The 6,365-nt window shown below is 51.2% G+C and carries 5 protein-coding genes; all 5 read right to left on the minus strand.

Annotated elements, in window-relative coordinates; genetic code table 11:
- Positions 1-210 precede the first annotated feature (210 nt).
- Complete coding sequence (locus PMI23_RS30215) at positions 211-681, minus strand: hypothetical protein (RefSeq protein WP_338010054.1); 471 nt, start codon at positions 679-681, stop codon at positions 211-213.
- A 5-nt stretch (positions 682-686) separates the two neighbouring features.
- The gene (locus PMI23_RS24020; RefSeq protein ID WP_007912139.1) at positions 687-1,661 is read right to left on the minus strand and encodes a tetratricopeptide repeat protein; all 975 of its coding nucleotides are present in this window, start codon (positions 1,659-1,661) and stop codon (positions 687-689) included.
- 12 nt (positions 1,662-1,673) lie between these two features.
- Entirely contained in the window at positions 1,674-4,946 is a 3,273-nt protein-coding gene (locus PMI23_RS24025; RefSeq protein WP_007912137.1) for a hypothetical protein, read from the minus strand.
- A gap of 34 nt (positions 4,947-4,980) precedes the next feature.
- Entirely contained in the window at positions 4,981-5,844 is an 864-nt protein-coding gene (locus PMI23_RS24030; protein ID WP_007912135.1) for a DUF4123 domain-containing protein, read from the minus strand.
- The coding region (locus PMI23_RS24035) for a bacteriophage T4 gp5 trimerisation domain-containing protein (protein ID WP_007950160.1) at positions 5,835-6,365 on the minus strand (531 nt) is incomplete at its 5' end. The genes PMI23_RS24035 and PMI23_RS24030, both read right to left, overlap by 10 nt.

Below are 6,365 nucleotides of genomic sequence, written 5' to 3' on the forward strand. Positions count from 1 at the left end.
GTTGTTTGCCTTCTGAAATTTTTTCAGCTGTCATCTTCGCTTCAATTTTTGGTAGCTTGCTCTCCACTCTTTCTTGTAAACCCCCACCGCCGTCTAGCTTCTTCAGGTAAGCGAGCGCATAACCTTTAACGACATCGAATAGAAATCCATACGTGTCTGGCTCATGAGCAAGATCAGAGCCGTAACCATAAACCTTTGTGGCGTAACTTGCTAAGCTGCTTGCTCATTCCAATGACGGAACCCTTCAATATCATCTTTTCCATAAAGAAGGGCTCCGTATTCCATCATGGAAGGCGGGTACCCACCCTCAGCTGAAGCTTTGAATAGTTTTTCGACAACTTCTGAGCGTTTCCATGGAAGAAAAAAACCGTCCCCCTGATGGTAGCTTTTAGCTAACAAATACTGTGAAATTTGGTGATTTTTTGTAGCTGCCTTTTCATACCACTTTCTTGCTTCAGAATTCATATAGCTATTTTTTTGTCGCAATGACTCAGCTATATAATATTGTGCCTCATGGTCTCCAGCCTCTGCCGCTATTCTCAGTAGAGGAGGCGCTGAAACAGCTTTAAAATGATTGTAAAGAACTATGTCGCGATATTTCATTGCAAGTTTGTAGTCACTTAGTGCCAGTGCGGCGGGGTTAAAAGCGACTAGCAAAAAACCTGCGATAGGAAGTTTCATGGTGATCAACGGCTAAGTTTGTCAGGAAAAAAAGAGAGAGGAGGGTGCGACGCAGCCCATTCTTGAGAAAACTTTTTTGCTGCTTCAATCTGTTCAGCAGTCATTTTAGCGGCGATTCGAGGTAGCGTGTACTCAACATTTTCCTTCATGCCACCACCCCCGTCGAGCTCGGACAGCCAGTATAAAAGCGCGTACCCCTTAATTAAATCTAGCGGAAATCCAAATCTGTCAGGCTCATGTGCCAAATCCGAGCCGTAGCCGAAAACAGTAGTTGCATACCCCGTTAGCGCTGTCTTTTCGACCCAATGGCGATAGCCTTCTACATCACCTCGTTCATATAAAATGGCGGCATAATTCATCATTGACTTGGGGTAGCCGCCTTCAGCCGAAAGCTTAAACCATTTTTCAACTGCTTCTCTTCGTTTCCAAGGCAGGAAAAAGCCATCGCCTTGCTTGACGGAAACCGCCATCCAGTACTGTGCAAATGCATCTCCCGCAACGGCGGATCTTTCAAGCCAAGTATCATCTAGCGTGATTTCATACATTATGTACATCGCCTCCGCGTCTCCAGCTTCGGCTTTTTCTTGAGCTATATTTTTTGCCTGATTCAACCAATCAATTGCTTGTTTCTGCGAAGTGGGGCAGTCGTTGGATATTTCGCACATGTCGTGCTCAATGCGGCCCAATTGGATCATGGCATAAAGATTGTTCTGACCTGCCGATGCTTCATACCATTTTCTGGCCTCATTGTTCATGTAATGATTTTTCTTTCGAAGAGACTCTCCTAAATAATATTGTGCTTCGGAGTCGCCCGCTTCTGCTGCTGTTGTTAAAAAAGGGATCGCAGAAGTGGCTTTGTATTGGTTATATAAAATAATCCCAGTGTTTTTCGCCGAGCTTTGCTCTTTTGTCAGTTCAGTGTTTGCATAGCAGTTGAGCGTGAAAAACATCAATAGCGAAAGTGCTGTTTTGATTAACATGAGGGTTCCGAGCTAAATGGTTGTTTTTGGAGTGCCAACATAGGTGGCTTTGCCGGAGGGGATATAGGTACGCCCGTAATACTGAGTTCGCTGACAGAAGCTGTCTCGTTTTGCACCTAGTAACTTGACGTGGGATGAGTATCGTTCGCGCATTCGGTCACCATCAATTTCCACGAGGCGCAACACTGCTTCATTCATGAAATTATCAAGATCCAAGCGGCTTTCACAGTATTTTTGATCTGCGTTCTTCGGTTTCAAGCCGAACTTGTTCATGCTCATGCAGATCTCTACGAATTGGCTCTGCGCTTTGTCCAGACAGTTTTGCTTTTGAGCGTTATTTACTATCCACGCTAATATTCTTTCGATCGCTCTTTGTTGGATTAGATGAGCCTCATCGGCGCTGTATTTTCGTTCTTCTTTATTTGATGGGTTCGAAGGGGATGACGCGTTGATAGTGAATCCTTCTGGCGGACTAATTAACGTCATGAGCAGAGGGCCAAGTGCTCCTGGGATCGCGTTGACACACCACTCCTCGATTTCTGCTTGTTGGTCATAAAACATAATCGTGTCTGCGATCAGTCCTCCTTTTCCAGTGGAGGTCAAGCTTTCATAAAGGCTCATCACTGCATCTACCCCCATGAGATAAATCATCCCTACATCGAAGCCGGAGATAGCAAGCGAATTCATTTTGGATAAGTAAGCGTACGTCTCATCTTCAATGACAAAAATCGGGTTTTGATTGTTTTTGTACAGTTCTCTACGGAACATGTTAAGCAACTCAGTGACGGCGTCGTACCCCACTTCGAACTTGAAGGAGCCTCCTACGCCGGGGCCGGCTATCAATGCGGCCTTGAGCACCAGAACCAGACGCCCCTCGTGCAAGGAAATACTGGCTTCAGCCCTCGCACCGAGACCGGCTGCGGCATTGAGTTCCACGGTCAAACGCGCAAGGCTAAACCATTCGCTGGCCTTCATTCCGGCAGCTTTGCCGGCAACGGGCGCTTTGGTTAGCAAGGCTACTTCGGAGGGGGGAGCCCAGTTTAGCGCTCCGGTGACCATGATCCCGGTTTGCAGGCCTGCGAACAGATTGAATGCGGCTTTTGCGCCATCCTGTATCTGTAGCGTTTCAGGAGCTCTTTTAATTTGGCCACTTTTTTCAGTTCTCGCGTAGCTGCGCTTATCGGGGTTGCGAACGACTGGTTCCGGAGGCGCTAAATGGAAGCCAGCGTTGCTGACATCCAATGCAATTTCCGAAGAAAGCAGCAACGATGCTCCGGCGTAGCCCCAAGCCTTCGCGCCTAGATAGAGCGAAAAACGTCCGAGGTTCATCTTCTGCTGTATGTCTTCGGCGTTTCGGTAGGTGATAACGATATCTTTAGCGCTGGCGCGGTCTGGCAAGTCGACTTTGAAGAGTTCGACTTCACCCCTGGCAAGGTCAACGGCAAAGGTCGCCTTCGCCGAGGCCTGGAATCCTTCGGCCAATGTCCAATCAGGCCCCTCTACTTTTGTCGACGAATGGATGATCTTCGTGGTGGAAGGCATCAGGCAACGAACCAACTGTGCCTGCGGAGTGATGTCGAAAATGCGGAAGGTCTTGCGAACGTTGTCCTTGAACAACACTTGCTGCAACCGGTCTCCCCATTCTTTACGCGTTCCAGCGCTCTCCAGCGCCGTAACCTTGTACTTTTTGCTTTCAAGATAGGCGTTGAATTTTTCGATCTCGAACCAGCCTTCGGAGGAGAACCAATCGCTTTCCTGATCCTTGATCCTCAAAGCGCCTTCGTCTTTCAGCCACTGTCCGAACAAGCTCAGCTCAGTGTCGGTCGTTGCTTTTCCATCACTATTGCCCGGACGCTTCGCCAGATCTTTGACCTTGGCGCCAACTTTCTTCCAGTCATCTTTAACGGTCTGTTTGATTCGTGGCAGCGAATACATGCTGAGATAGGTCAGAGGTTTTTTCAGGCTGTCCGCCATGCTCATCTCGGCCAGCGGGAAGCCGTTCTTGATCAAACGCTCTTCAGGTCTTGCCTGAAATTGTTCTGGCTCCCACAACAGATGACGGCGAACAGTCGCCGTTTCCACATTGTTTTCAGCCTGGAGCCGTAGTGTTTCTTTTGATGCTTGCAGCCGATCCCAGGCGGTGCGCTCATTGGTGACAAGGTTGGTGGGCGCCTTGGCTTGTCGTCCACTTGCCTCGATCCAGCTTTTGTATTTGGTACTGAGGCGTTCATTGACCTCTTTTTGCTCTTTCTCTAGTGCCAGATACTGCTTGAACAAGTCGACGCCACCCTCGACTGCTCCCCCTTCGGGGATCAGTGCGAACTCGGGCAAGGCAATTCCGTACTGAGCAACATCGGTGATGGCATCCAGATAAGCGTTATAAGTCGCTTTCCTTTCCTTGCGTTTGATTTCCTGGTCACGCACATAAGTACACAGCATCAACTGATTATTGGTGCCGCACATCGCGATGTCATCTATCCGCTTTTTGTCCTGAGCGAGCATCGGGGCGAGTTCTGCCGATGTTAACGTGGTTAGATCCTTGTCTTCTAACAGCGCTTCTCGTGCTTTCAGATATTTTTGAACGGCTTCACGAGCGGCTATGGCTTTCGGCGCATAAAGACTGCCGCTTTCGTACGCGTAGCCTTTTTCCGTCGCGGCGGCAATGGCCGTACGCTTGAGCTTTTTCCATTCACTGTGCATGCCGTGCACGCGAGTAGCGTCTTCACGGGCGGACATCAATTCGTTTCTTTTGATCTGATCCTGTTCGAGGCGCGTGAGAGGCGTTGCAGGTGCTTCTGCTTCTGCTTCTGGTGCTGCGGCTTTCCTGCTCTGTTGCGATTCAAGCAGGGCCGCGTCCAGATTACTTATGTTGGGATGTTGAGTTTCGATCTCCAGCATCCGGGATTTCTCTTCACCCTCAAGAAAGTTTGCCAGCTTGGGTTCGAGGAAATACTCCAAGAGACCGGATTCGTAGAGCCCTTTTTTGCGCTCTTCGGGTGACTTGGTAGAGCTAACTTTTTGTTCCAGATCGCTGGAAGCTTCTTTCAGTGCCGAATTGGTTCGCTCCGGCAGCAACCAGAATGATTCATTCTCAGTGTCGTAAATGGCGCTGCCATAAACGGTGGAGCAGGGCGTTTTCACTTTGTCGTGATCGCCTGGTGTATCTTCCGGCGCTTCGGGTTGTTCACCGATATCCCGAGGTGGTTTTGCACAAGTCTCGTCTGCAACTACTGGTGTAGCAGGTGCCGACTCGGTGTTAGTTGTTGCGCTGGTGTTCTGTTCCATTTCGCTTCCATTCATTCTTTACGGACGGGGGTCATCAAGCAGCGCTGATAGCGAGTTGCTGCAACTGCTGCACTTTGATGAACGACTCTTCCCTGGATTGCAGGATGGCCATTGCCTGAGGCTGCATTTCGAGCAGCGGGCCGTTGGTGATTTGGCCCAGTTTCAGTAAATGACGACCTTCGTAAATGTTGTGGGCAACCAGCACGTTCAGGTTTTCCACGAGGTTGGGCAGTTGTTCGTCGGTGGGTTCACCGTAGGCAGCGTATTGCTCGTCTGCCCAGTAAACCCAACCCAGATGCTCCTGAACCTTTGGCGCTGTTGGCGGCAGGTTGAACGCTGAGACGTCGCCCAGCCATTCAAGTTCCGAAACGGGGCGCCAGCTGAGCCAGCGACCGCGATTACGCCCGAAGTGGACCGGTGCCGGGCTGTAAACGTGTTGCCAAGGGCCGAAAAGTTGATGCGAACTTTCACCAGCGGTGTAGGCCAGCGCGGCCCACAGGCTTGGCTTGTGATAGCTCAACAGGCTTTGGCCACCTGAGCCATCGTTGGCACGCAGGAGCCAGCGGGCATGTGCCAGTGCCTTGGCTGGATCTGTTGTGGAGAGGGCAATGCCGGAGAAATTTTCTTCGCAGAGCTTTGCCGCTTCGGCTGCGAGTCGACTGCCCCACGGGGCGACCAGCCAGAGAGGACCGTCAGCGGCAATTTCAGCGAAGTCGGTGTTGAGAAACAGACCTTGGGTGTCTACGGGCTCGCCGACACGGTACAGGCGGCTCATGGCTTCCGGCTGACGGACGCGATCAATGATGAAACACAGGGTCAGGTCGGAGCTTTCTCTCGGCAATTCCTCGAACCCATGGCGTGGCGCTTCGAGGAGGGCGGTCAGCGCTTTTACATGCATGTGCAATCCTTACGGCTGCAGGCGCCGTTGCTTTGTTTTCCGCACAACGGCGTGATACCTGACTCGTTCAGACGCTTTGGAAGCGGGATGAGTACTTTTCCGGCCTTATCCGCATCCGCCACTTTCATCGGTCCCGGCAGCAATGGTGCCGCAGGCGTCCCGACCCCAGGCGAGCCGCCAGTGTTGACCTTCACTTCGGCACCGCTGATGGTCACGCCACCCGCGTCAACCTTGACGAAACTCCCGCCAGCCTTGGCCGTGAGTTCCATCGCACCTTCGACCACCACTTTCTGGCCGGCGTAGTAATGGATTTCTGACCCGGCCTCGACAAACTGCGCAGTCCCGACCTTCAGGTGCTGGGTGACACCCACGGTCAGGTGATCATCCGCACGCATCTCGCTGATGCGATCCAGATGCGTAATTCGGTGCTCTTCAACCTTGAACTCGCTCAGCGTGTTGGCTTCAACGGTGTCATGTCGTTCGTTGCCGACGCGAATCTTCTGATCGTGCTCGATGTTTTC

Source organism: Pseudomonas sp. GM24 (assembly GCF_000282235.1).
Taxonomy (GTDB): domain Bacteria; phylum Pseudomonadota; class Gammaproteobacteria; order Pseudomonadales; family Pseudomonadaceae; genus Aquipseudomonas.

What these genes read in the sequence shown, in the direction of transcription:
- PMI23_RS24025 (WP_007912137.1), bottom strand. Translation starts at nt 4,946, where the DNA reads ATGGAACAGAACACCAGCGCAACAACTAACACCGAGTCGGCACCTGCT.
- PMI23_RS24020 (WP_007912139.1), bottom strand. Translation starts at nt 1,661, where the DNA reads ATGTTAATCAAAACAGCACTTTCGCTATTGATGTTTTTCACGCTCAAC.
- PMI23_RS30215 (WP_338010054.1), bottom strand. Translation starts at nt 681, where the DNA reads ATGAAACTTCCTATCGCAGGTTTTTTGCTAGTCGCTTTTAACCCCGCC.
- PMI23_RS24030 (WP_007912135.1), bottom strand. Translation starts at nt 5,844, where the DNA reads ATGCATGTAAAAGCGCTGACCGCCCTCCTCGAAGCGCCACGCCATGGG.